Annotated in this window: 1 protein-coding gene; it reads right to left on the bottom strand. The window is 57.9% G+C overall.

Annotation, left to right across the window (positions count from 1 at the left end; all coding sequences use genetic code 11):
• On the bottom strand, positions 1-782 hold a 782-nt coding region (locus EN780_RS34045; protein WP_245500211.1), incomplete at its 3' end, for an extracellular solute-binding protein.
• Positions 783-1,491: the final 709 nt, after the last annotated feature.

Here is a 1,491-nt window from a genome sequence, read left to right on the forward strand (position 1 = left end):
CCCCCCGTGGTCCCGCCCACAAAGAATGCGAGCCGGCCAGCCATGAACAGATCGCGCATTTCCTGGGTGCCGGCTGAAGCACGCATAGCCACGCCATCGGCGTAGATGCTTCCATACCATTTTCCTGCCTTCAGCCAGGCATCGTTGGCCACGTCCACGGTCAGCAGGTCGTCACCCTTGACGCCCGGCCCACCGCCAAGCGACTCCGGAAGGATCTGTAGCTGGTAGTAGCGATCGACTTGCTCGAATGAGAGGCCAATCTCGGCTCCGGCCGCCTGGACCTTCTTGGCAAGCGCGATGAGCTCCTCCCAGGTCATGCGCGCCTCGGGCGAGACACCCGGGGCTTCAACACCCGCTTTGGCCAGAAGCTTCTTGTTGAAGAACAGGAGCTGCGTTGACTCCCACATCGGCATCGACAGCATCTTACCCTTGTAAGTAGCGCCCTGCACATCGCCGGGGAACAGCACGCCCTTGGTCTTTTCTCCAAAGGCACTCGTCAAGTCCTTCAACATGCCCGCCTTGGCGAAGATCGGTACATAAGTCGGGTCTACGAGGAAGACCTCGATACCGGAATTCCCCGTCCGGAAGCGCTGGACTAGAGTGTTCTGGAGGTCGGCAAAAGGCACGCCCTCCCAGCGAGCCTTCATGCCCGATACCTTCTCGAACGCAGCGAGGAGCGTCTGGAAATCACTCCCGTCTCCATCGCCGAACAGCGTCAGCGTCCCATCCTGCGCCATCGCCGGCAACGACCCAAGTAGTGGCAGCGACGACATCCCCAACATGCCGGTCAAGAAGCCCCGCCGACCCAAGCGATAGCCCATTATAGTCATCTTGTTTCCTCCCGTTCGTTTCCGCGGACCACAATCGGGAACCACTCCCTTGGCCCTCAAGATGCACGCTAAGTAATTTCTTGCAAGAATGCAATATCCTAATATTGCCACCCCAATGACGCGTGCACCGGTTCTCGCAGCTCGACGGGTGACTGGCTCCTGGCATTCCTCGAGCCGCGCTCGAACCGATCTGCTTCCGGAAATAAAGCGGCAGATCATGGGTTAGTTAGCAGCGGTGCAACAACCTGGTCTTGCTGCGCGAGGCATCTCATACTTCGACAGCTCCTGGATATCGCTGCTGCATGCGACCAAGGATCAACGAAGACCTGGGCGGCGCAAAGCAGAGGTCCGCCGGCCCGCCAATAAGCAATTCATCTGTGCGAAGCTTGGTTGTTTTTTGCTAGGCTCAACGCCCTCTTCAAACTGTTCCCGTTTTTTGTCCCAATAAAACAAAGCATCTGCGCTGGAGGATCAATAGCGCCAGGGCAAAAGTAGTCACAATATTTCATTATGGCATGATAGACACCTTTTGTCCGGCCCTCGACACCGGTGAGGATGAGCGTCCAGCGCGATTCGTCGCGGGAGTCCCTCCTCAAATTGTGTGGTCGTCGATAAAGAGGGCTCGGCAGCAGCCCGCGACATCGCCATAGTGTTCCAGAAC

The organism is Mesorhizobium sp. M4B.F.Ca.ET.089.01.1.1 (genome assembly GCF_004022605.1).
Classification (GTDB): Bacteria; Pseudomonadota; Alphaproteobacteria; order Rhizobiales; family Rhizobiaceae; genus Mesorhizobium; species Mesorhizobium abyssinicae.